Annotated in this window: 23 protein-coding genes; 16 read left to right on the plus strand and 7 right to left on the minus strand. The window is 61.7% G+C overall.

Annotated elements, in window-relative coordinates; genetic code table 11:
• Positions 1 to 99: 99 nt before the first annotated feature.
• On the minus strand, positions 100 to 2,325 hold the full coding sequence (locus HRH33_RS16485; RefSeq protein ID WP_167417854.1) for a DNA internalization-related competence protein ComEC/Rec2: 2,226 nt from the start codon (positions 2,323 to 2,325) through the stop codon (positions 100 to 102).
• 134 nt (positions 2,326 to 2,459) lie between these two features.
• Between HRH33_RS16485 and HRH33_RS16490 the strand changes: the two genes are divergently transcribed.
• Positions 2,460 to 2,975 carry a DUF2062 domain-containing protein gene (locus HRH33_RS16490; protein ID WP_034098616.1) on the plus strand — a complete coding sequence of 172 codons (516 nt, stop codon included), beginning with the start codon at positions 2,460 to 2,462 and terminating at the stop codon, positions 2,973 to 2,975.
• A 3-nt stretch (positions 2,976 to 2,978) separates the two neighbouring features.
• Here the strand turns inward: HRH33_RS16490 and HRH33_RS16495 are convergent, their stop codons facing one another.
• Positions 2,979 to 4,349: a sensor histidine kinase gene (locus tag HRH33_RS16495; protein ID WP_167417855.1), complete on the minus strand. Its 1,371-nt coding sequence runs from the start codon at positions 4,347 to 4,349 to the stop codon at positions 2,979 to 2,981.
• Positions 4,336 to 5,052, minus strand: a complete 717-nt coding sequence (locus HRH33_RS16500) for a response regulator transcription factor (RefSeq protein WP_167417856.1) — start codon at positions 5,050 to 5,052, stop codon at positions 4,336 to 4,338. The genes HRH33_RS16495 and HRH33_RS16500 overlap by 14 nt, the downstream gene beginning before the upstream one ends.
• Before the next feature lie 205 nt (positions 5,053 to 5,257).
• Between HRH33_RS16500 and HRH33_RS16505 the strand changes: the two genes are divergently transcribed.
• The 4 genes from HRH33_RS16505 to HRH33_RS16520 all read left to right on the plus strand — a co-directional run bounded on the left by HRH33_RS16505 (position 5,258) and on the right by HRH33_RS16520 (position 9,956).
• Entirely contained in the window at positions 5,258 to 8,011 is a 2,754-nt protein-coding gene (locus HRH33_RS16505) for a response regulator (protein ID WP_034098619.1), read from the plus strand.
• Between the two features lie 42 nt (positions 8,012 to 8,053).
• Complete coding sequence (locus tag HRH33_RS16510) at positions 8,054 to 9,043, plus strand: 2-hydroxyacid dehydrogenase (RefSeq protein WP_167417857.1); 990 nt, start codon at positions 8,054 to 8,056, stop codon at positions 9,041 to 9,043.
• Between the two features lie 71 nt (positions 9,044 to 9,114).
• Complete coding sequence (locus tag HRH33_RS16515) at positions 9,115 to 9,555, plus strand: hypothetical protein (protein ID WP_034098623.1); 441 nt, start codon at positions 9,115 to 9,117, stop codon at positions 9,553 to 9,555.
• Complete coding sequence (locus HRH33_RS16520; protein WP_167417858.1) at positions 9,552 to 9,956, plus strand: META domain-containing protein; 405 nt, start codon at positions 9,552 to 9,554, stop codon at positions 9,954 to 9,956. Before HRH33_RS16515 ends, HRH33_RS16520 begins: the two co-directional genes overlap by 4 nt.
• Positions 9,957 to 10,027: 71 nt before the next feature.
• Here the strand turns inward: HRH33_RS16520 and HRH33_RS16525 are convergent, their stop codons facing one another.
• Positions 10,028 to 10,489: a TlpA disulfide reductase family protein gene (locus tag HRH33_RS16525; RefSeq protein WP_034098627.1), complete on the minus strand. Its 462-nt coding sequence runs from the start codon at positions 10,487 to 10,489 to the stop codon at positions 10,028 to 10,030.
• 115 nt (positions 10,490 to 10,604) lie between these two features.
• On the opposite strand from HRH33_RS16525, the gene arsC reads away from it, so the two are divergent.
• Genes arsC through HRH33_RS16540 form a run of 3 tightly spaced genes read left to right on the plus strand, consistent with a single transcriptional unit; the run spans position 10,605 to position 11,957 of the window.
• Entirely contained in the window at positions 10,605 to 10,958 is a 354-nt protein-coding gene (gene arsC / locus HRH33_RS16530; RefSeq protein WP_094065853.1) for an arsenate reductase (glutaredoxin), read from the plus strand.
• Positions 10,955 to 11,569, plus strand: a complete 615-nt coding sequence (gene wrbA, locus HRH33_RS16535) for an NAD(P)H:quinone oxidoreductase (RefSeq protein WP_167417859.1) — start codon at positions 10,955 to 10,957, stop codon at positions 11,567 to 11,569. Before arsC ends, wrbA begins: the two co-directional genes overlap by 4 nt.
• Positions 11,553 to 11,957, plus strand: coding sequence for a DUF2069 domain-containing protein (locus HRH33_RS16540; RefSeq protein ID WP_034098632.1), 405 nt, complete (start codon positions 11,553 to 11,555; stop codon positions 11,955 to 11,957). The genes wrbA and HRH33_RS16540 overlap by 17 nt, the downstream gene beginning before the upstream one ends.
• 49 nt (positions 11,958 to 12,006) lie before the next feature.
• Here the strand turns inward: HRH33_RS16540 and HRH33_RS16545 are convergent, their stop codons facing one another.
• Both HRH33_RS16545 and ttcA read right to left on the minus strand, forming a co-directional pair.
• Positions 12,007 to 12,678, minus strand: coding sequence for a DNA-3-methyladenine glycosylase I (locus tag HRH33_RS16545; RefSeq protein ID WP_034098634.1), 672 nt, complete (start codon positions 12,676 to 12,678; stop codon positions 12,007 to 12,009).
• A gap of 67 nt (positions 12,679 to 12,745) precedes the next feature.
• A complete protein-coding gene (gene ttcA, locus HRH33_RS16550) occupies positions 12,746 to 13,570 on the minus strand; it encodes a tRNA 2-thiocytidine(32) synthetase TtcA (RefSeq protein WP_034098636.1) in 825 nt (274 codons plus the stop codon).
• Positions 13,571 to 13,850: 280 nt separating this feature from the next.
• Between ttcA and HRH33_RS16555 the strand changes: the two genes are divergently transcribed.
• On the plus strand, positions 13,851 to 14,453 hold the full coding sequence (locus HRH33_RS16555) for a Yip1 family protein (RefSeq protein ID WP_034098638.1): 603 nt from the start codon (positions 13,851 to 13,853) through the stop codon (positions 14,451 to 14,453).
• Between the two features lie 129 nt (positions 14,454 to 14,582).
• On the plus strand, positions 14,583 to 15,077 hold the full coding sequence (locus tag HRH33_RS16560; RefSeq protein WP_034098640.1) for a SprT family zinc-dependent metalloprotease: 495 nt from the start codon (positions 14,583 to 14,585) through the stop codon (positions 15,075 to 15,077).
• 399 nt (positions 15,078 to 15,476) lie between these two features.
• Here HRH33_RS16560 and HRH33_RS16565 read toward each other — a convergent pair whose 3' ends face one another.
• Positions 15,477 to 16,652: a CaiB/BaiF CoA transferase family protein gene (locus HRH33_RS16565; RefSeq protein WP_167417860.1), complete on the minus strand. Its 1,176-nt coding sequence runs from the start codon at positions 16,650 to 16,652 to the stop codon at positions 15,477 to 15,479.
• 157 nt (positions 16,653 to 16,809) lie between these two features.
• Between HRH33_RS16565 and tusD the strand changes: the two genes are divergently transcribed.
• The 6 genes from tusD (at position 16,810) to HRH33_RS16595 (ending at position 20,246) form a co-directional block, all read left to right on the plus strand.
• Positions 16,810 to 17,202 (plus strand): sulfurtransferase complex subunit TusD, encoded by a 393-nt coding sequence (tusD, locus tag HRH33_RS16570; protein ID WP_034098644.1) that lies wholly within the window; start codon positions 16,810 to 16,812, stop codon positions 17,200 to 17,202.
• Between the two features lies 1 nt (position 17,203).
• The gene (gene tusC, locus HRH33_RS16575; protein ID WP_034098646.1) at positions 17,204 to 17,554 is read left to right on the plus strand and encodes a sulfurtransferase complex subunit TusC; all 351 of its coding nucleotides are present in this window, start codon (positions 17,204 to 17,206) and stop codon (positions 17,552 to 17,554) included.
• Positions 17,554 to 17,832: a sulfurtransferase complex subunit TusB gene (tusB, locus tag HRH33_RS16580; protein ID WP_034114172.1), complete on the plus strand. Its 279-nt coding sequence runs from the start codon at positions 17,554 to 17,556 to the stop codon at positions 17,830 to 17,832. Before tusC ends, tusB begins: the two co-directional genes overlap by 1 nt.
• Complete coding sequence (locus tag HRH33_RS16585; RefSeq protein WP_034114174.1) at positions 17,829 to 18,164, plus strand: TusE/DsrC/DsvC family sulfur relay protein; 336 nt, start codon at positions 17,829 to 17,831, stop codon at positions 18,162 to 18,164. The genes tusB and HRH33_RS16585 overlap by 4 nt, the downstream gene beginning before the upstream one ends.
• The gene (locus HRH33_RS16590) at positions 18,161 to 19,162 is read left to right on the plus strand and encodes a glycosyl transferase family protein (RefSeq protein WP_167417861.1); all 1,002 of its coding nucleotides are present in this window, start codon (positions 18,161 to 18,163) and stop codon (positions 19,160 to 19,162) included. Before HRH33_RS16585 ends, HRH33_RS16590 begins: the two co-directional genes overlap by 4 nt.
• An 88-nt stretch (positions 19,163 to 19,250) precedes the next feature.
• A complete protein-coding gene (locus HRH33_RS16595; RefSeq protein ID WP_167417862.1) occupies positions 19,251 to 20,246 on the plus strand; it encodes a glutathione S-transferase family protein in 996 nt (331 codons plus the stop codon).
• The last annotated feature ends 13 nt before the right edge of the window (positions 20,247 to 20,259 follow it).

Below are 20,259 nucleotides of genomic sequence, written 5' to 3' on the forward strand. Positions count from 1 at the left end.
AGTGAATGTCCCCTCGAAAAAGTGCGCCACTTTACCATATAGGTTCCGCAGCGGGGTTCGTCGAGCGTGGCACCGCCGACGACCTTCGCGCTTACACCGTCAGGGTAACCGTTCGCGCCAGAAACGCCGTTGACCACGGGCAACGACCGGTTCGGCAAAGGCCCCTAATTGCACGCGTACGGCGCCTTGTTCGGCGCTGTCATAGACCCGACTGCCGAGTGCCCGATAGCGCTCCATGACCTGCGGATGGGGATGACCGAAGGCGTTGCCGCGCCCGCGTGAAATAAGCACAGACCGGGGCGCCAGCCGTTGCAGGAAAGGCCTGGAGGACGAACTTCGACTGCCATGATGCGGCGCTTGCAGCCAGTCGGTGGGCACCGCCAGCGACGACTTGAGCAGCGCCCGTTCAGCGTCGCGATCGATATCGCCGGTCAGCAGCAGACGCTCACCGTTGGCTTGCACCTGCAAGACACAGGATTTGGCGTTGCCACTGATAGCATCAGGCCACTGCCACATTTCAAACATGACCCCGTCCCATTGCCACTGCTCGCCACTGACACAAGGCTGGGTGCCCAAAAACGCCGGCAAGCCCTCGGTTTCGCCGCCTACCACGCGCCTGATCGGCATGCCTCGGGCCACTGCGGCCGCGCCCCCCGCGTGATCGGCATCGGCATGGCTGAGCAATAGCAGGTCCAAGCTGCCCACGCCGAGTTTTTTCAACGACGGCAGCACCACGCGCGCGCCGAGGTCGAGCGCTCCCGAGCGTGGGCCAGCATCGTAAACCAGGGTGTGATTGCGTGTGCGCAGAATCAGCGATTGCCCTTGACCGACGTCCAACTGCAGCACCTCGACCTGCCCATAGGGCACCGATTCTCGAGGAGGGAACACCGCCAGCAGCAACATCGGCCAACCCAGCAGGCGCAACGGCACGCCTTTGGGCAATAACAGCAACACCGCGCCGAGCAGGCTGATCAGCCAGGCAGCCAAGGGCACCTGCGCCGGTACCCAAGCGGGCGCGTACCCGGCGAGCCAGCCCAAGCCGACGAATAACCCCTGCAACGCGCCACCCGCCAGCCACAACAAACCCTCCCCCACGAAGGGCACCGCCAACAGCGCGGTGCCCAGCAGCGCCAGTGGCAGCACCACCAGGCTGATCCACGGCACCGCCACCAGATTGGCCAGCGGCGCACTCATACTGATGGGCAACCCCAGCCCCAACAACACCGGAAACAGCCCGATGGCGATCACGCATTGCGGACGGGTCCACACCTGCCAAGGGCTCCACGGTCCTAAGCGGCCGCTGAACGCCAGGATCAGCACCGCCACTGCCGCAAATGATAGCCAGAAACCCGCCTGCAGACTGGCCAGGGGTTCCAGGATCAGCACCCCATTGAAGGCCAGCAGCAACGGCCACCACACGCCCAGATGGCGAAAGCGCAAACGCCAGAGCAGCACCAACCCCACCATCACGCACGCGCGCTGCACCGGCACACCGAACCCGGCCAGCAAGCCGTAACTGAGTGCAGCGGCAAAGGCCAGGCCGCACGCCCAAGGCAGCCATGGCCAACCTCGCGGCCAAACTCCGTAACGGGCCAACCCGGCAACCAGGCCATAGATCAACCCCGCCAACAGGCCGATGTGCTGCCCGGAAATCACCAGCAGATGTACGGTGCCGGTGTCCTGCAGAATCTGCCAATCCGTAGCGGACAGACCGGAGCCATCCCCCAGCACCAAAGCGGCCAGGCCCGCCTCGCGGCCTTGGGCATCCACGGCCAGCAGCCGTTGACGCAGGCCATCGCGCCACGCATTGCGCGCCGGGGCCAGGCGCTCACCGTCCTTTACCGAGCCGGTTGCACCGATGCGCTGGGCCAGCAGCCAGGCTTCGCGGTCAAAGCCGTGAAAATTCAGTAATCCGGACGGTCGTTTGAGGCTGATTGCCAGGCGCCAGCGTTCACCGCTGCGCACGGGCGGACCTCCGCGCCAGGACACGCGGATGCGCTGGGGTAATCGGGCTTTACGCGACCGCCCGTCGATCAGGTCGAAGCGCACGCCATCGTCGGTCTGTTGCGGTAACCCGGCCACCCAGCCCTCGACCCAACGCGTCTGCCCATCCAGCTTCAGCGACAGCCGATCATTCAAGGCCCACTGCGCGCTGAAACACGCCCAACTCAACCCCATCAGAAAAAACGCCAGCGGGTACGTGCGAAATGGCAACGCCATCAACGCCAGCACCAGCATGGCGATCAGCCAGCCCGTTGCGGGCAGTGCCGGTAGAAAAACCAGAGCAAGCAACCCTGATGCAAGCGCGAACATCCCTGTCTTCATGGATCATCCTTTTGAGAGATCCATTCAGTCTTAGTCGTGCATTCGGCGCGGCCTATGATGTTTTGTCACAAAGTCTGAATTTCCTGTTTATAGAATGCGGGCATACTTGCCCCTCGAATCGACCTGGACCCCTTATGCCTCGGCGCTTATTCAAACGGTACATGCCCGACCCCACCAGTATCAGGGAACACAAGTCATTACAGTTTCTCGGTACGTTGTTGCATGATCCGAACCTCTGGCACCTGAATCGGCACTCGGTGGCCCGAGCCATGGCGGTGGGCCTGTTTGCGGCGTTCATTCCGATTCCGTTGCAGATGCTGCTCGCGGCGATCCTCGCGATCACGGTACGCGGCAACATGCCGATCGCCATAAGCCTGGTATGGCTGACCAACCCGATCACTATGCCGGTGGTGTTCATTTGCACGTACCTGACCGGCGCCTGGCTGATGAACGTCCCTGCGCGCAGCCTCCCCGACGACCTCACCTGGGAATGGATCAGCGGCCAGTTGAGCACCTTGTGGCAACCGTTTTTGCTGGGTTCGGTGGTATTGGGCCTGGTACTGGGCGCATTGGCCTATTGCCTGACCATGGGTTACTGGCGGTGGTGGGTGGCCCACCAATGGAAGAAACGCAAACAGCGGCGCGGGTAAAATCTAAAGCGCCAGCAGGCGCAGATGTACCCGCAGGCCCGCACCGGTGTTTTCCGCCCATAGGCTGCCGTCCTGACGTTGCAGCGCATTGCGCGCGATGCTCAGCCCCAGGCCGAAGCCGCCATCGCCTGGGCGAGAGCCATCCAAGCGCGTGAACGGCGCAAAAATGCGTTCAAGGTCCCGCTCATCGATCCCGCCACCCTGATCTTCCAGCCATAGGTGCCAGTACTCACCCTCGCGCCGCCCGTCCAGGCACACCACCCCGTCCGTTGGAGAGTGGCGTATGGCATTACGCAGGATATTTTCCAGGGCCTGGGCCAAGCCATTCAGGTTGCCCCGCACCCAGCACTCGGGGCCCAGCAAACACGGTAGGCGCGATGCTGGCCAAGCGCTTTCAAAGCATGCGTTCTCACGCAATATGTCCCACAACGCTTGAAGCTGAATGGTTTCTTTGGTCAACGGCGTCCGTTCGGCGTCCAACCAGGCCAATTGCAGGCTGTCTTCCACCAGTCGCTGCATGGCATCGATTTCCCGGCCCAGGCGTTGACGCAGTTGCGCGAGGTCCTGCTCGCTGTCACAGGCCACCCGCAAGCGACTGAGGGGCGTACGCAGTTCATGGGACATATCGCGCAGCAACTGCTGTTGCAACACCACCGTCCCCTGCAAGCGTTCGGACATATGATCAAAAGCACGGCCCAGCTCGCCCAACTCATCCTGGCGACTGGTCGCATCCAGGGACAGACGCGTATTCAACTGGTCGGCTCGCCAGGCGTTGGCCTGCTCGCGCAATTGATTGAGGGGCATGATCAGCAAGCGGTACAGGCCTATGCACAGCAACAAGGTGAACAGACCGGGGATCACGCCGTTGGTCACCACCCGCCAGAACACTTGATAGCGACCGGGCATAAAGCGCTGTGGCAGTTCGATCACCAACGACCCGGCCTCCGGGTCGCCGGGAAACGCGATCTTCAGCCAGGGCAGCCCCTTGACATGCCGACTCACCGGCCAGTCCAGGCCGCGTAAAAAGGTCAGGCGCTGGTTTTGCGCACTACTCAAGGGGTAGCTGCTCAACGATTGCAGGTCGTTGCCAATCACGCCGATCCAAGTGGTTTCACGCTTGCCCATGGCCTGCAGCCAGGCATCGACGCCTGAAGGGCCGCCTAGGTTCCACGCCTGCTCCGCTTGCGCCGCGTACCCGCTCAGGGTGGTTTTCGCCTCCTCGGACAGATAGGCATTCTGCTGCTCCATATAGCGACCCCAGGACCAGCTCAGCCAGATCATCAGCAAACAGAACGCGATCAACAGGCAGGCCAGTTTCCAGAACAATGAGTACCTGCCCGGCAGGCGTTTCAGCGGTCGTTCAAAGGCTGTCATCGTGCCCGCTCAACACATAACCCTTGCCCCAGACGGTGCGCACTTCGCGCTCGCTGTAGCCGATGGCTTTGAGCTTGCGGCGGATCTGGCTGATATGCATGTCCAGGCTACGGTCATGGGGGGCATAACCGCGTTGCAGCACATGCTGATAAAGAAAGGCTTTGCTCAAGACCTCTTCAACGTTGCGATGCAGGGTTTCCAGCAGGCGGAATTCGCTACGGGTCAGGCCGGCGGAGTGTTGCAGGTAAAAAACATCACCTAACTCATCGTCAAAGCGCAAGCTCGGCGCGTTCTCGCGCCGCACTGGCAGAGCAGGCAGCGGCCGACGATCCAGGGCCACGCGGCGCAGGATCGCTTCAATGCGCACGCGCAGCTCAAGCATGCTGAAAGGCTTGGGTAAGTAGTCGTCCGCGCCCAGGCGAAAACCGCTGATGCGGTCGGCTTCGGCACCCAAGGCCGACATCAGAATCACCGGGGTCGAATGGCTTTTGCGCAAATACGTCAGGATCGACAGGCCGTCCAGCCCCGGCAGCAGAATATCCATCAACACCACGTCGAAAGCACGCTCACGCGCCATGTCCAGGCCCTGCTGGCCGTTCTGGCACCATGTAACCTGAAAGCCACTGCGCGCCAGCTCCTCATGGACGTAGGCGCCGAGCACGGGGTCATCTTCGATGGTCAGGATACTGGCTGCGGGATTCATTAGCGTCTGCAAGTAATTCTCAATCGCCGATTATTCAAGATTACCCCGCCACAGGCAATCGCTACTCGCCGGCCAATGGCCCGAAGATTGACTCCTGTGATGATTTTGCGAGATTCCTCGCCGCGCAAATGGCTACACTGCGCAGGTGGCGCAGGCCGGATGCCGGCGCGAAAGATTGATTCCAATGTGGTAGCAGGAGAGTGGCGTGCTTAGAAGAATGGGGATAAAAGGCCGCGTACTGTTGCTGACCTTATTGCCGACCAGCCTGATGGCGTTGTTGTTGGGCGGTTATTTCACCTGGATGCAGCTGTCGGAGCTGCAAACCCAGTTGCTGCAGCGCGGCGAAATGATCGCCGAGCAATTGGCACCGCTGGTGGCGCCGGCCCTGGGCAATAAAAACGTCGATTTACTGGAGCGCATCGCCACCCAATCCCTGGAGCAGCAGGACGTACGCACTGTATCGTTCCTCGCGCCGGACCGCAGCACCCTCGCCCACGCCGGTCCGACCATGCTCAATCAGGCGCCGGTCGGCAACAGTTCACATCTGTTGCAGCGCACGGGCAACGACGCCACCCGTTACCTGCTGCCGGTGTTCGGCCGCCATCGCAACCTGGCGGGCGAACTGATCCCCGACGAAAGCGACCGCCTGCTGGGCTGGGTCGAGGTGGAACTGTCCCACAACGGCATGCTGCTGCGCGGCTATCGAAGCCTGTTCGCCAGCCTGCTACTGATCGCCATCGGGCTGATCTTCACCGCCGCGCTGGCGCTGCGTATCAGCCGCACGATCACCTCGCCGATCGGCCTGATCAAGCAAGCCGTGGCCCAGCTCAAGGACGGCAACCTGGAAACCCGCCTGCCCGCGCTGGGCAGCCAGGAGCTGGATCAACTCGCCTCGGGCATCAACCGCATGGCCGAAACCTTGCAGAATGCCCAGGAAGAATTGCAGCACAGCATCGACCAGGCCACCGAAGACGTGCGTCAGAACCTGGAAACCATCGAGATCCAGAATATCGAGCTGGACTTGGCGCGTAAGGAGGCCCTGGAGGCGAGCCGCATCAAGTCGGAGTTTCTAGCCAATATGAGCCATGAAATTCGCACGCCCCTCAACGGCATCCTCGGCTTTACCCACCTGCTGCAAAAAAGCGAACTGACGCCGCGCCAGCTCGACTACCTGGGTACCATCGAAAAATCCGCCGACAACCTGCTGGGCATCATCAATGAGATTCTCGATTTCTCGAAAATAGAAGCCGGCAAACTGGTGCTCGACAGCATTCCATTCAACCTGCGCGATCTGCTCCAGGACACCCTGACCATCCTCGCCCCCGCCGCCCATGCCAAGCAGTTGGAACTGGTCAGCCTGGTCTACCGCGATACGCCGCTGGCGCTGGTGGGCGACCCGCTGCGGCTCAAGCAAATCCTCACCAACCTGATCAGCAACGCGATCAAGTTCACCCGCGAGGGCACCATCGTGGCTCGGGCGATGATCGAGGACGAGCAGGAAGATACCGTGCAACTGCGCATCAGCGTGCAGGACACCGGTATCGGCCTCTCCAGCCAGGACGTGCGTGCGCTGTTCCAAGCCTTCAGCCAGGCCGACAACTCGTTGTCGCGTCAACCCGGCGGCACGGGCCTGGGGCTGGTGATCTCCAAACGCTTGATCGAACAGATGGGCGGCGAAATCGGCGTCGACAGCACGCCGGGCGAAGGCTCGGAATTCTGGATCAGCCTGAACCTGCCCAAAACCCGCGATGACGTTGAAGACCTGCCCTGCGCGCCCCTGCTGGGCCACCGCGTGGCGGTGCTCGAAAACCACGAACTGGCGCGCCAGGCCCTGCAACACCAATTGGAAGATTGCGGCCTGGAGGTCACCCCGTTCAACACCCTGGAAAGTCTGACCAACGGCATTACCAGCGCCCATCAGACCGAGCAGGCTATCGACCTGGCCGTGCTCGGCGTGACCGCCAACGACATACCCCCCGAGCGCCTCAACCAGCACCTGTGGGACCTCGAACATCTGGGCTGCAAAGTGCTGGTGCTATGCCCGACCACCGAACAGATGCTGTTCAACCAGTCGGTGCCCAACCCCAATAGCCAATTGCAGGCCAAACCGGCATGCACCCGCAAACTGCGCCGGGCATTGTCCGACCTGATCAACCCGCGCCCTTCGCGCAGCGAGCCGGGCGAACCCCTGGCCAGCCGCGCGCCACGGGTGCTTTGCGTGGATGACAACCCGGCGAACCTGTTGCTGGTGCAAACTTTGCTGGAGGATATGGGTGCCAAGGTGCACGCAGTGGAAAGCGGTTACGCCGCCGTCGACGCGGTCAAGCAGGAGACTTACGATTTGGTGCTGATGGACGTGCAAATGCCGGGCATGGACGGTCGCCAGAGCACCGAAGCGATTCGTCAGTGGGAGAGCGAGCGTCATGGCTCGCCGCTGCCAGTGGTGGCGCTCACGGCCCATGCCATGGCCAACGAAAAACGCGCCTTGCTGCAAAGCGGCATGGACGATTACCTCACCAAACCCATCAGCGAACGGCAACTGGCCCAAGTAGTACTCAAATGGACGGGCCTGGCCCTGCGCAATCAGGCACCGGAACGCGCCACTGACGGCCTGGCTCCTGGCGTGCAACTGCCTGTGCTGGACCACGAGGAAGGCCTGCGTCTGGCCGCCGGTAAAACCGACCTGGCCGCCGACATGCTCGCCATGTTGCTGGCCTCCCTGGAAGCCGACCGCACCGCCATCAGCATCGCCCGCGAAGCCAATGACAACAATGCGCTGATCGAACGCGTCCACCGCCTGCACGGCGCTACGCGCTACTGTGGCGTTCCGCAACTGCGCGCCGCCTGCCAGCGCGCCGAAACCCTGCTCAAGCAGGACGATGCCAAGGCCCTGCACGCGCTGGACGAACTGGACATGGCCATTGCCCGCCTGGCCAGTGAAGCGCGAGTCAGTGCCTGATGCGTCCCTTTCCATTGATTTGAACTTGCAGGGAGCTTTGCCATGCGCATGATTCTGTTCAGCAGCCAAACCTACGACCGCGATAGCTTCCTCGGCGCCCCGCTGCCTGCAGGCCTGGAACTGCAGTTCCAGCCGGCGCGGCTGAATCTCGATACCGTGGCGCTGGCCGAGCACCACGAAGTGGTCTGCCCGTTCATCAACGACGACCTCAGCGCACCGGTGCTGGAATGCCTGGCCAAGGGCGGTACGCGCCTGATTGCGCTGCGTTCGGCCGGTTATAACCATGTCGACCTGGCCAGCGCCAAACGCCTGGGCCTGACCATCGTGCGCGTGCCCGCCTACTCGCCCCACGCCGTGGCCGAGCACGCCGTGGCGCTGATCCTGGCGCTCAATCGGCGTTTGCATCGTGCCTATAACCGCACCCGCGATGGCGATTTCAGCCTGCACGGCTTGACCGGATTCGACTTGGTGGGCAAGACCGTCGGCGTGGTCGGCACCGGGCAGATCGGCGCAACCTTCGCCAAGATCATGGCCGGATTCGGCTGCACGTTGTTGGCCTATGATCCCTTCCCCAATCCCGATGTGCAGGCGCTCGGCGCACGTTACGTGAGCCTGCCCGAGTTGCTCGCCCAAGCCCGGATCATCAGCCTGCATTGCCCGCTCACCGCCGACAGCAAGCACTTGATCAACGCCGCGTCCCTGGCGCAGATGCAGCCTGGTGCGATGCTGATCAACACCGGCCGTGGCGGCCTGGTGGACACGCCCGCATTGATTGAAGCCCTCAAGGACGGCCAACTCGGCTACCTGGGGCTGGACGTGTATGAAGAAGAGGCCCAGCTGTTTTTCGAAGACCGCTCTGACCTGCCCCTGCAGGACGACGTACTCGCGCGCCTGCTGACCTTTCCCAACGTGATCATCACCGCCCACCAGGCGTTCCTGACCCACGAGGCCCTGGCGGCAATCGCCACCACTACGCTGGACAATATCGCCGCTTGGGCCGACGGTCGCGTGCAAAACCAGGTGGCAGGTTGATCAGCGGTCACATACCGCGCTCATGATAGGCCGGCACCCGTGATAGGATGCCGCGCCTATTTGGAGGATCCATGGCCGAACACGATTTCCGCTTCAGCTTGCTGAGCCCGCAACACACCCTGATCGAATGCCGCGCCCTGGTGCCGGGCCGTTACCAAGTCACCGGCAACGGTGGTTCGATCAAGCATGGCGACGTCCTGATCGTCACCCTGCGTGGCAGTAAAACTTTGTCGATGCGCCTTACCGTCGAAGGCGATGCGCGCTACTCCATCCGCCCGGCCGGCCAATGGGTCGCCATGGCCCAGGGGCCGAAATTCGGCGAACTGGAAATTCACACCTGGAAGGTCAACTGCGACAGCTGCGACGCCGTGCTGGAGTTTGAGTTCGCCGTGGAAACCAAGCTGACCAAAGAGCCGCTGCAACCGGCCGCCAATGCACGCATTGCCGAGTTGGGCTGGGCCAGTGAAGGCGACAAGCACCGCTGCCCGAGCTGCCAGAAGGCCACCCAATGAAAGGCCTGGTGTTGCTCGCCGCACTCGGCGCCGGCTTGGCCGGCTGCGCGGGAGATGCGGTCAAACTCCAGCAGGACCACAGCTACGTGGTGGAATGGATCGGTGAGCGGCCCTTGATGGATTACGCGCACCTGACCGTCACCCTCGGCAATGACGGACGTGCCTACGGCAATGGTGGCTGCAACCACTGGTTCGCGCCCTACACCCTGGATGGCGACAAACTCAGCTTCGGCAAGATCGGCAGCACCCGCAAGCTCTGCGCCGAAGCCTTGATGGAGCAGGAGCACCGCTTCTTCCAGGCCCTGCAAGACGTGCAGCGCTGGGACATCTCGCCCATCGAGCAGACCCGTTTCTGGCCGGCCGAAGGCAAGCCGATCCGCCTGTGGCTCGAAGAAGGCTGATCCGGGTTCTGACCCGATGGACATTTAAAGGTGGGAGGAAAGCCCTCCCACCGTTGCTTTGAGATGTCGCTTTAACCGCGCAACGCCTTGAGCTTGGCCAGCACCCCCTCGGCCGTCTGCTCGCCCATCAACTGCTCGCGCACCTTACCCTTGTCATCGATGATGTAAGTCACCGGCAGCGCTTCGCTGCGCGGGATCTCGAAGATGCCATCCGGGTTCTGCGCCAGCACTGTGAACTTGATCCCAAGTTTCTCGCTGGCGGCCTTGAGTTCTTCGCCCTGCACATTGTCGAAGTTGACCCCGAACACCCCGATATTCTGGCCTTTGAGCTGCTCGGCCAACGCGTTGAGTTCAGGGATTTCCGTGCGGCACGGGCCACACCATTCCGCCCAGTAGTTGATCACCACCCACTGTTTGTCCAAACGCTCGGCCGCGACTTTCTGGCCGTATTGGTCAATGCCATAGTCATTCCCGCAGCCGCTGAGCAGCAGGGTTGTGATGATCGCCAATGCACCGATCAGTCGACGTGTCATGGGGTAATCCTTCGTGAAAATAGACGTTGGCTGCGACCGGATGCCTCTTACGGTTTAAGGACCGGGCGCCGCGCAGGTAGAATACCCGCCACCTCCTGCAAGATGCGACCCGCACATGACCGATCTGACGCTTTATCACAACCCGCGCTGCTCGAAATCCCGCGGTGCTCTCGAACTGTTGGAAGCCCGCGGCCTCGCCCCGACCGTGGTGCGCTACCTGGAAACCCCACTCAACGCCGCGCAAATCCAGGCCCTGCTGGGCAAACTCGGCCTGTCTGCGCGCCAACTGCTGCGCACCGGCGAAGACGAATACAAAAGCCTCAACCTTTCTGACCCCAACCTCAGTGAAAGCCAGTTGATCGACGCCATTGCCGCTCATCCCAAGCTGATGGAGCGCCCGATCCTGGAAACCGCCGACAAGGCCGTCATCGGCCGTCCTCCGGAAAACGTATTGGAGATCCTGCCGTGACTGCGCCTTATGTGCTGGTGCTGTATTACAGCCGTAACGGCTCGGTCAGTGAAATGGCCCGGCATATTGCCCGGGGCATCGAACTGGGCGGCATGGAAGCGCGCCTGCGCACGGTGCCGGCGGTGTCCACTGAGTGCGAAGCGGTGGCGCCGAGTATTCCGGACGAAGGCGCGTTGTATGCCAGCCTCGATGACTTGAAAAACTGCTCGGGCCTGGCCCTCGGCAGCCCGACGCGTTTCGGCAACATGGCCGCGCCGCTCAAGTACTTCCTCGACGGTACCAGCAACCTGTGGCTCACCGGCGCCCTGGTCGGCAAACCGGCCGGGGTGTTCACCTCCACCGCCAGCCTGCATGGCGGCCAGGAAACCACACTGATGTCGATGCTGCTGCCGCTGCTGCATCACGGCATGCTGATCACCGGCCTGCCCTACAGCGAACAGGCCCTGCTCGACACCCAGGGCGGCGGCACGCCGTACGGCGCCAGCCACCATGCCGGGCCGGACGGCAAACGCCTGCTCGACCCACATGAAATGACCCTATGCAAAGCCCTCGGCCTACGCCTGGCCAACACCGCCACGTTGCTGGAGAACGGCCGTGGCCAAAAAGCCTAAAGTACTGCCCCCACAAGCGTGGTTGGAGCCGCGGGTCAAGGTGGCACGCGCATTGAGCCTGCTGGCGTTTTTTGCGTTGGTGGGGTTGTTGTGCGGGTATTACCTGTTCGTTGCCGACCTGCACGGCGCACGCCCTTGGGTGATCCTGCTGATCGAGTTGGTGCCGTTGCTGATTCTGGCACCGGGCATGCTGCTCGGCAGCGCGCGCGGGCATTCGTGGATGTGCTTTGCGGTGAACCTGTATTTCATCAAGGGCGCGCTGGCGGCGTACGACCCGAACCGGCAGTGGTTCGGCGTGCTGGAAATGCTGGCAAGCCTGGCGGTGTTCTGTACCGCGCTGCTGTACGTGCGCTGGCGCCATCAGTTGAACCGACGCCTGGCCGCGTAATCCACCGTGGCGAGGTGACTCGCCACGAAAGTTGCGCTTACCGCGCGTGTCAGTGGTTGACGGTGTACGCCAGCATCATCGACAACTGGCACATCGGCCGACCACTCTCGGCATGCCACTGGTTGAACGCGCCCTGCACCGTCGCCAGATCGCGCAGGCTGGTGGGGGCCTTGTCGACGATTTTCTGCGCATTCAACGCCGCGACTACGTCGTCGCTGGGCACAAAGGTGTCCTTGCCGACCATGCGCAGAAAGCGCGGGGCCGATAGCCCACCCAACTGGTGGCCGTGCTTGCTCAAGTATTTCCACAGCCCAACGATGTCGGTCACTGGCCAATCGGCGATGAACGCGCCGAAGCTGCCTTTTTCCTGAGTGATATCCAGGATCATCTGCGCATTACGCGGCACGCTCTTGAGCTTGCCCAGGTGACGAATGATGCGGGTGTCCTGCATCAGGCGCTCCAGGTGCTCGGCGCCCATCAACACGACTTTTTCCGGATCGAAGCCAAAGAACACCTGCTCGAAGGCCGGCCACTTGGCATCTACCACGCTGTGCTTGAGCCCGGCCCGGAACACCCGCAGCGCCAGGGTCGACAGGTAGCGATCATCACTGATCTTGCGTAATTGCGCCGGGGTCTTGGGAGCCGGCAGATGGGCTTCCAGTTTGGCCGCCGAGCCGAAGCGGTTCAGACAATATTCGTGCAGCCACTTGTAATCGCGCATGCCCTCTCCTGGCAGTGGAATTGAAAACGGCGCCCGCAAGCGCCGTGTGTCAGAGCCTTGAAACGGCTCAGAGGTTCACCACATTAACGAAGCGCGACGCGGCGGTCTCGTCGATCTTCAGGCTGGTGAAGTCGAACAGGTTACGATCGGCCAACTGCGACGGGATCACATTCTGCAGGCTGCGGAAAATGCTTTCGGTACGTCCCGGGGTCTTGCGCTCCCAGTCCTGCAGCATCTCCTTGACCACCTGGCGTTGCAGGTTTTCCTGGGAGCCACAGAGGTTGCACGGGATGATCGGGAATTGCTTGAAGTCGGAATAGGCCTGGATGTCTTTCTCATTGCAGTAGGCCAACGGACGAATCACCACGTTGCGCCCGTCATCGGCGCGCAGCTTGGGCGGCATGGCCTTGAGCGAACCATTGAAGAACATATTGAGGAAAAACGTCTCGACGATATCGTCGCGGTGATGCCCCAAGGCCATTTTGGTCGCGCCGATCTCATCGGCGAAGGTGTAGAGCGTGCCACGGCGCAGGCGCGAGCACAGCGAGCAGGTGGTTTTGCCTTCCGGGATCAGTTCCTTGACCACCGAGTAGGTGTCTTTTTCGACGATGTGATACTCGATGCCCAACTCTTTCAGGTAGGCCGGCAGCACATGCTCGGGGAAGCCCGGTTGTTTCTGGTCCATGTTGACGGCAACGATCTCGAACTTGATCGGCGCGACCTTTTGCAGGTGCAGCAGCACGTCAAGCATGGTGTAGCTGTCTTTGCCGCCGGAGAGGCAGACCATCACCTTGTCGCCGTCCTCGATCATGTTGAAATCGGCGACCGCTTCACCGGCCAGGCGACGCAGGCGTTTTTGCAGTTTGTTCTGGTTGACCGTAAGAGTGCCCATGGCGCTTGGATCCGCTTGAGGTGTGTGACGAAAAGCGCAGCATTTTACCGGTATGCGCCAGCGAGTCCAATGCGCGCTTATATTGCTCTTTCTACAGAGCCTGCGGCGATTAAGCCCAGTGTTTACAGTGCAATATGCTCTAAAGGCCTTACAGTTTTTCCGGTCATCCATTCCTATACTGCGACATAAGGTCGCGCACAAGCTATCCAGACCTTTCAGGCCAACTGGCCCGTGGGCGCTCCGTTGGGGGGCGATAGTAATAACGACAGGAGTGACTGGCATGATCCATCACGTCGTGGGGCTGTTTACCCATCCCGACCAGGAATGGCGGGAAATCCGTGGCGATAAAGAAGAAAGCATCGGCCACATGTACCTCACTCACACGCTGATCCTGGCGGCCATCCCCGCCCTATCGGCTTTTATCGGCACCACCCAGGTCGGCTGGGTCATCGGCAATCGCGCACCCGTTATGCTGACCCAGGAAAGCGCATTGTGGATGACCATCATGTCCTACGCGGCCATGCTCGCCGGCGTGGCGGTGATGGGCGCCTTTATCCACTGGATGGCGCGCACCTATGACGCCAACCCCAGCATGGCGCGCTGTGTGGCCTTCGCCACTTATACCGCGACGCCGTTGTTTATCGGCGGGCTGGCGGCCTTGTACCCGCATATGTGGCTGGGCATGGTCGTGGGGACGGCGGCGATCTGCTACACGGTGTACCTGTTGTATGTCGGCGTGCCGACCTTTATGAGCATCGATCCGGATGAAGGCTTCCTGTTTTCCAGCTCCATACTGGCCGTGGGGCTGGTGGTGCTGGTGGCGATCATGGCGTTTACCGTGATTGTCTGGGGCCTGGGCGTTGGGCCGATCTACACCAACTGACGCACACCACCGCGCAGGCAGGGCCACCGCAAGGTGGCCTTGTGCGTCTGGCATGACCATTCGGCGCCTGACAGATTCGGAAACACCTGGTTTTACGGCATACTGGGCGTCTCTGGAGATAGATACAGCATGCCCGAGCAACTCAATACCCGCGTCGAAGAGTGTTTCCAGCTAGCCGAGTCCTTTTTCAAACGAAGCTTCAAGCGTCCCCAAGTCAGCCTTAAGCTGCGCGGTCAAAAGGCCGGCGTCGCGCATTTGCACGAGAACCTGCTGCGCTTCAACCCCCAGCTTTACCAGGAAAACAGCCAACACTTCCTCAAGCAGACCGTGGCCCATGAAGTGGCCCACCTGATCGCCCACCAACTATTCGGCGAGCGCATCCAGCCCCATGGCGAAGAATGGCAATTGATCATGCGCGGCGTGTACGAACTGCCGCCGGACCGCTGCCATACCTACGCGGTGAAGCGGCGCCAGGTGACCCGCTACATCTACCGTTGCCCGTGTGCCGACAGCGATTTTCCATTTTCCTCACAGCGTCACGGCCTGGTGCGTCAGGGGCGCAGGTATTTATGCCGGCGGTGTCGGCAGACACTGGTGTTTACCGGAGAGACTCGCGTGGAGTGATGGGGTCGGTGCTCATCGGGCGCTATCGAGGCAAGCGCCCATTTAGAGCCGAGCAACCGATTAAAATGTGGCAAGGGGCTTGCCCTACTAGCCCTAGGTATCACCAGTATTAACTGAAAGAACCGGCTCAAAAGATGGGAGGGGGCTTGCCCTCGATAGCAATGGGTCTGTCAGCCTATCTGCCACTGCCCCACCGCCATCGGGGGCAAGCCCCCTCCCACCTTTGATAGTCGATGTTTTCACTGAAGATAGGTGCATACCCATGCACCGATAGCAGTGGGTCTGTCAGCCTATCTGCCACTGGCCCACCGCCATCGGGGGCAAGCCCCCTCCCACCTTGATAGTCGATATTTTCACTGAAGATAGGTGCATACCCATGCACCGATAGCAGTGGGTCATTCAACCGACCACCTTGCTGCGCCGCAATTCGGCTATCCGCTGAGCACTGAAACCCAGCTTCGCCAACACTTCATCGCTGTGTGCGCCCACGGCTACGCCAATGTGTCGAGGCGCCGGCAACCCTTCTGAAAACTTCAGCGGGCAGGCAATCTGCGCCTGGCTTGAGCCATCGCCTCTGGGTACTTGGCTGACCAACGCCCGCGCCTTTAGCTGCGGATGAGCCACGGCTTCACTGAGCGTCAGCACAGGCTCCACGCACGCATCCAGCCCGGCAAACAATTCACATAGCTCATCGAAACTGCGCTTCTCGAATTCCACCTGCAACGCCTGTTTAAGAACCCGTTGCTGCTCGGGCTTGAGGTTGTGCGCCGCCAACTCGGGCCGGCCCAAGGCTGCGCACAGAGCCTGCATGAAAGCAGGCTCCAGGCTACCCACTGACATCCAGCGCCCGTCCCGCGTGCGGTAGTAATCGTAGAAACTGCCGCCATTGAGCACCTGGCTTTCCCATTCCGGCTCCACACCGCACGCCAGATACCCCGCGCCAGCCATGGCATTGAGGCTGAACGAGCAGTCCGTCATGCTCACATCCAGGTATTGCCCCACCCCACTCTGCTGCCGCGCGATCACCGCCGCCAGCAAACCGACCACTGCGTGCAGAGAACCGCCGCCCACATCCGCAACTTGCACGCCCAGAGGTAACGGCCCGCTGTCCTGACGCCCGGTGTAACTGGCCACGCCGGCCAGTGCCAGGTAATTGATATCGTGGCCGGCGCGGTCCTTGTAGGGGCCGGTCTGGCCGTAACCGGTGATCGACACGTAGATCAATCGCGGGTTGATCGCCTTCAATGCCTCATACCCCAGCCCCAGGCGCTCCATCACGCCGGGGCGGAACTGTTCGAGCACAATGTCGTAATCCGCCACCAGCGTGCGCACGATCTCCAGCGCCTCGGCCTGCTTGAGGTCCAGCGCCAGGCTGCGTTTATTGCGATTGAGGTACGCGTGGCTCGCTGAAGTGCCCCGGTCATGGGGCGGCAGCACGCGCAACAGGTCCGGACGCGTGGGCGACTCGATGCGTAGCACTTCGGCGCCCATGTCCGCCAACATCAATGAAGCAAACGGACCGGGCAGCAAGGTGGAAAAATCCAGCACTTTAAGGGACGCCAAGGGACCGGACATAGGGACTCCTGTAGGGTTGCGAGTTCCCACAGCCTAGGCAGCCTGGCGCCTATCGGCAATCGTCAGAACGGTCAGCGACACTGACCGTTTTGATCACGGCGGGCTTTTTCGCGCAGTCGGCTTTATCATTGCCCCACGTTTGCTTGCCGAGTGTTCCATGAAGTTTGCGATTGCCTTGTTTTCCGCCGCCCATGCGCCTTCTTCGCGCCGTGCCCTGCTGTTTGCCCAGGCCGCGCTCGCCGGCGGGCATGAGATTGTGCGGCTGTTTTTCTATCAGGACGGCGTTTACAGCGCGGCCAATAGCATTGTCGCCCCCCAGGATGAGCAGGACATCGCGCGCCAGTGGCGTGAGTTTGTCAGCCAGCATCAGCTCGATGGCGTGGTGTGCATCGCCGCTGCCCTGCGCCGAGGCGTGCTCAATGCCGAAGAGGCCACGCGCTATCAACGCAGCGCGGTGAACCTGGAGGCCCCCTGGGCACTCTCGGGCCTTGGCCAACTGCACGACGCTGCCCAGGCCGCCGACCGCCTGATCTGCTTTGGAGGGCCGTGACATGTCCAAATCCCTATTGGTGATCAGCCGCCAGGCGCCCTGGTCTGGGCCCAGCGCGCGGGAAGCGCTGGACATCGTACTGGCCGGCGGAGCCTTCGATTTGCCGATCGGCCTGCTGTTTATGGACGACGGCGTGTTTCAACTGGCGCCCGGCCAGGACGCCAAAGCCGTTCAGCAAAAAGACCTCAGTGCCAACCTGCAGGCCCTCGGGCTGTTTGGCATCGACGACGTGTTTGCCTGTAGCCACAGCCTCACAGAACGCGGGCTCACCCCACCCGCCAGCGCGCAGCCTATGGACAGCGCTGCGATTTCTCAATTGATTGACCGTTACGACCAGGTGATAACCCTCTGATGTCGACTCTCCATGTGGTTTCCCACTCGCCCTTTACCGATGGTCGCCTGGCCAGTTGCCTACGGGTATGCGGCGCCAAGGACGCAATCCTGCTGTGCGGTGACGGCGCCTACGCCCTGCACAACCCGGCGCTGCACAGTCAAGGTGTGAAAGTCTTTGTGCTGGCCGAAGACAGCCAGGCGCGCAACCTGCCAGTGCCGGACTGGGCCAGCAGCGTGGATTATTCGGGGTTCGTGCAGTTGTCGATCGATTACGACAAGGTCAATACCTGGCTATGAATACGCTCACGGTCGGTTCGCGCAGCCTGGAACTGGACAAGGACGGCTACCTGGTCGACCTGAATGACTGGTCCGTCGAAGTCGCCAACGCCCTGGCCGCCGCCGAGGCCTTGGAACTGACGCCGGACCACTGGCAGATCCTCAACCTGCTGCGCGAGTTCTACGCCCAATTCCAACTGTCCCCGGCCACGCGCCCGCTGATCAAATACACCGCCTTGAAGCTGGGCCCCGAAAAGGGCAACAGCCTGCACCTCAACAAACTGTTCAACGGCACTCCCGCCAAACTCGCCGCCAAGCTGGCGGGCCTGCCCAGGCCGACGAATTGCTTATGACCGACTTTGCCCCGCTGACCCTGCAAACCCCTGCCGAGCACCCCTTTGCGCAGTTCGTACGCATCCTGGGCAAAGGCAAGCGCGGTGCGCGCAACCTCACCCGTGAAGAAGCCCGCGAGGCGATGGGCATGTTGCTCGACGAAAAAGTCGAGGACACCCAACTCGGCGCGTTTCTGATGCTGCTGCGGCATAAGGAGGAAAGCCCGGAAGAGCTCGCCGGCTTTACCGAGGCGGTACGCGAGCGTCTCAACGCCCCGGCGCTGAACGTCGATATCGACTGGCCCAGCTATGCCGGTAAAAAGCGCCACCTCCCGTGGTTCCTGCTGGCCGCCAAGTGCCTGGCACAAAACGGCGTGCGTATCCTGATGCACGGCGGCGGCGCCCACACCGCCGGGCGCCTGTACACCGAGCAATTACTGCACGGCTTGCAGATTCCGCTGTGCCGCGACTGGCAGCAGGTGGAGGCCGCGTTTGACCAAGGCAACCTGGCGTTTATTCCGCTGGGCGATTGGGCGCCGCAGCTGCAGCGCATGATCGACCTGCGCAACACCCTGGGCCTGCGCTCGCCGATCCACTCCCTGGCGCGCCTGCTCAACCCACTGAACGCTCGGTGCGGCCTGCAAAGCATTTTCCACCCCGGTTACCAAGGCGTGCACCGCGATGCCAGCGGCCTGCTCGGCGACACGGTGATCGTAGTCAAGGGCGATGGCGGCGAGATCGAAATCAACCCCGATACCCTCAGCCATCTCTACGGCACCACCGGCGGCCAGAGCTGGGATGAAGAATGGCCCGCGCTGTCCGTACAACGCCACGTCAAGCCGGCAACCCTGGAGCCTGAACACCTCAAAGCCGTATGGCGCGGCGATGTCGAGGCCAGCTATCCGCAACTGGCGCTGATCGCCACCATGGCACTGGCGCTGCGCGGCCTTGGGCACCCCCGCGATCAGGCGTTTGCGATGGCGGAGGATTACTGGCAAACGCGGGATAGATCGATTTAATCGATAAGTGACCCGCAGTCTTTGCGCTTTTAAATCGAACCCTGATCTTTAGACTGGGCTCCAACGCTTATTAGTCGAGGAGCCAGTCATGGGTTTGCTGATCGAAGGACACTGGAAAGACCAGTGGTACGAAAGTAGCGCGGATGGCGCTTTCCAGCGCGAACAGGCGCAACGCCGTAACTGGGTCACCGCTGACGGCGAGCCTGGCCCCAGTGGCGAGGGCGGCTTCAAGGCCGAAGCCGGGCGCTATCACCTCTACGTTTCCCTGGCCTGCCCATGGGCACATCGCACGTTGATCCTGCGCAAGCTCAAGGGCCTGGAAAGCCTGATCGACGTGTCGGTGGTCAGCTGGCTGATGCTGGAAAACGGCTGGACCTTCGATAAGGCCACAGGCTCAACTGGTGATCGACTCGACGACTTTGCCTACATGCACCAACGCTACACCGCCGACACCGCCGACTACACTGGACGCGTTACCGTACCGGTGCTGTGGGACAAGCAACGCCAGCGCATCGTCAGCAACGAATCGGCGGAGATCATCCGCATGTTCAACAGCGCGTTCAACGGGCTGACTGGCAACGCCCTGGACTTCTACCCCGAGCCGTTGCGCCCGACCATTGACGCACTGAATGCGCGGATCTACCCAGCGGTCAACAACGGCGTGTATCGCGCGGGCTTCGCCACCTCGCAGCAAGCCTATGGAAGTGCTTTCGACGATGTATTTGCCGAGCTGGATCACTTGGAACAGCACCTGGGCGAGCATCGCTACCTGGCCGGGGAATACCTGACCGAAGCGGATGTGCGGCTGTTCACTACGCTGATTCGTTTTGATGCGGTGTATTACAGCCACTTCAAATGCAATCTGCGGCGCATTGCCGATTACGCGAACCTGTCCAATTGGCTGAGGGAAATGTATCAGTGGCCTGGCGTGGCCGAGACGGTGGATTTCGAACACATCAAAGGGCACTACTACGCCAGCCACCGCACCATCAACCCCACGGGGATTGTGCCGAAAGGACCATTGCAGACGTTCGATACCGTGCACGATCGGCAGCGGTTGAGCGGAAAAGGAGTGTGGAGCTGATCCAACAGCCTGG

The organism is Pseudomonas rhodesiae (genome assembly GCF_013285305.1).
Classification (GTDB): Bacteria; Pseudomonadota; Gammaproteobacteria; order Pseudomonadales; family Pseudomonadaceae; genus Aquipseudomonas; species Aquipseudomonas rhodesiae.

Coding starts and splice junctions, on each gene's coding strand:
- HRH33_RS16485 (WP_167417854.1), bottom strand. CDS start 2,325: ATGAAGACAGGGATGTTCGCGCTTGCATCAGGGTTGCTTGCTCTGGTT.
- HRH33_RS16490 (WP_034098616.1), top strand. CDS start 2,460: ATGCCTCGGCGCTTATTCAAACGGTACATGCCCGACCCCACCAGTATC.
- HRH33_RS16495 (WP_167417855.1), bottom strand. CDS start 4,349: ATGACAGCCTTTGAACGACCGCTGAAACGCCTGCCGGGCAGGTACTCA.
- HRH33_RS16500 (WP_167417856.1), bottom strand. CDS start 5,052: ATGAATCCCGCAGCCAGTATCCTGACCATCGAAGATGACCCCGTGCTC.
- HRH33_RS16510 (WP_167417857.1), top strand. CDS start 8,054: ATGCGCATGATTCTGTTCAGCAGCCAAACCTACGACCGCGATAGCTTC.
- HRH33_RS16515 (WP_034098623.1), top strand. CDS start 9,115: ATGGCCGAACACGATTTCCGCTTCAGCTTGCTGAGCCCGCAACACACC.
- HRH33_RS16520 (WP_167417858.1), top strand. CDS start 9,552: ATGAAAGGCCTGGTGTTGCTCGCCGCACTCGGCGCCGGCTTGGCCGGC.
- HRH33_RS16525 (WP_034098627.1), bottom strand. CDS start 10,489: ATGACACGTCGACTGATCGGTGCATTGGCGATCATCACAACCCTGCTG.
- arsC (WP_094065853.1), top strand. CDS start 10,605: ATGACCGATCTGACGCTTTATCACAACCCGCGCTGCTCGAAATCCCGC.
- HRH33_RS16545 (WP_034098634.1), bottom strand. CDS start 12,678: ATGCGCGATTACAAGTGGCTGCACGAATATTGTCTGAACCGCTTCGGC.
- ttcA (WP_034098636.1), bottom strand. CDS start 13,570: ATGGGCACTCTTACGGTCAACCAGAACAAACTGCAAAAACGCCTGCGT.
- HRH33_RS16555 (WP_034098638.1), top strand. CDS start 13,851: ATGATCCATCACGTCGTGGGGCTGTTTACCCATCCCGACCAGGAATGG.
- HRH33_RS16560 (WP_034098640.1), top strand. CDS start 14,583: ATGCCCGAGCAACTCAATACCCGCGTCGAAGAGTGTTTCCAGCTAGCC.
- HRH33_RS16565 (WP_167417860.1), bottom strand. CDS start 16,652: ATGTCCGGTCCCTTGGCGTCCCTTAAAGTGCTGGATTTTTCCACCTTG.
- tusD (WP_034098644.1), top strand. CDS start 16,810: ATGAAGTTTGCGATTGCCTTGTTTTCCGCCGCCCATGCGCCTTCTTCG.
- tusC (WP_034098646.1), top strand. CDS start 17,204: ATGTCCAAATCCCTATTGGTGATCAGCCGCCAGGCGCCCTGGTCTGGG.
- tusB (WP_034114172.1), top strand. CDS start 17,554: ATGTCGACTCTCCATGTGGTTTCCCACTCGCCCTTTACCGATGGTCGC.
- HRH33_RS16585 (WP_034114174.1), top strand. CDS start 17,829: ATGAATACGCTCACGGTCGGTTCGCGCAGCCTGGAACTGGACAAGGAC.
- HRH33_RS16590 (WP_167417861.1), top strand. CDS start 18,161: ATGACCGACTTTGCCCCGCTGACCCTGCAAACCCCTGCCGAGCACCCC.
- HRH33_RS16595 (WP_167417862.1), top strand. CDS start 19,251: ATGGGTTTGCTGATCGAAGGACACTGGAAAGACCAGTGGTACGAAAGT.